Raw genomic sequence first — 1,236 nt, 5'->3', positions numbered from 1 at the left:
CGGCCCCTGGACCCAGGTCGACGAGGCGATAGAGGCACTCCTGGCGCGCCGCGTTCCCGGCAAGGCCGTACTCGACCTCGCTTCCGACGAACCGGCGGCATAAGCGTCGGGCAGGCGGTGGTGGCCGTCCCCATATCGAGGGTTTGGCCTGTTGGTTGAGTTGGGTGGTGGCGATGCGGGTGGCGTAGGCGATGTCGTCCGGGCAGGCGAACGACACGCCTGCCTGGGCGTGAATCCGGCAACCGGCGCCAGGAACGACAGGACCCCGATCGGGGTGCTGTCCCGCCAGGTGGCGCGGAAGTCGGCCGGATCGACCTCGGCCCCGGCCAGGAAGGTCAGCACCACGCTGCCGAAAGAGGCCAGGAAGATGAGCCAGTCGTGGGTGGCCAGGTGCAGCGTGTTGCCCAGCGCCACCCCGGAGACGACCTCGATGATGGACACCGACAGCCCGACCTCGACCGAGATGATGCTGCCGGGCCAGGACGGTCACCGCGAGCACGGCGGCGACGAACAGCGAACTCCCCATGGACCCGTTTCCCTTCCCGGACGCGCTGAGGCGCGGCCAGGAAGCCATCAGCCACATCCGGCGGTTCGACCCTCGCGCGACGCGCTGCTCGCGGGGGCTCCGGCGGGATCCATCGCCATCTACGAGGGTAGGCGCACCGCTTCCCCGCACGCCCGCACACTGACCTGAGGGACCCCATTCCGGCAGGCATCCGGCAGCCGACCGGGCTGCCGCAAGGCCACCTCGGCCGACCTGCCTGGCGTCATTTCGGGCCAGGCGGGCAAGGGCTCATAAGGAAGGCACAGCCGCCCCAGCCCCTGCCGAAGGCGGGCGGTGAGGTCTCCAGGCGAAGGAGCGTGCCATGAAGCTCGAAGGCGGCGCCTGCCGGCTGACCGTGATCGTGGGCGAGCACGACCAGTACCACCACCGGCCCTTGTTCACACCAGTCGCTGGTCAGGTCGTCAGGGCTGGCGTGCCCGGCCCCAGCCGGGGGTGGGTGGCTGCGGCCAGGGGGGCGGGAGCGGCAGGTTCTCATCGGGTCCGGGGGTACGGCCGGCGAGCCAGCCGAGCAGCACGTGCCCGGCGGCGGCGACCGTGGGCCCGCCGGGGGTGAGCTCCCAGCTGCGCCCCAGATCGACTGCCTCGGCCGAACCGATGGGGAGGTGCTGTTCTTTCAGGGTGGCGAGTGTGTCGTCGAGGGCCCATATGACGTACGAGACCGGCCAGTCGGA

At 70.9% G+C, this 1,236-nt stretch carries 2 protein-coding genes; both read right to left on the bottom strand.

Annotation, left to right across the window (positions count from 1 at the left end):
• The coding region (locus AB0C28_RS56210) for a hypothetical protein (RefSeq protein ID WP_358085801.1) at window positions 1–414 on the bottom strand (414 nt) is incomplete at its 3' end.
• Window positions 415–966: 552 nt separating this feature from the next.
• The coding region (locus AB0C28_RS56205; protein ID WP_358085798.1) for a hypothetical protein at window positions 967–1,236 on the bottom strand (270 nt) is incomplete at its 5' end.

The sequence above is a fragment of the Nonomuraea sp. NPDC048892 genome (assembly GCF_040649735.1).
In the GTDB taxonomy this organism is placed as follows: domain Bacteria; phylum Actinomycetota; class Actinomycetes; order Streptosporangiales; family Streptosporangiaceae; genus Nonomuraea; species Nonomuraea maheshkhaliensis.
The sequence above is the reverse complement of the archived record's forward strand: the minus strand, read 5'-3'. Positions and strand labels throughout refer to the sequence as shown.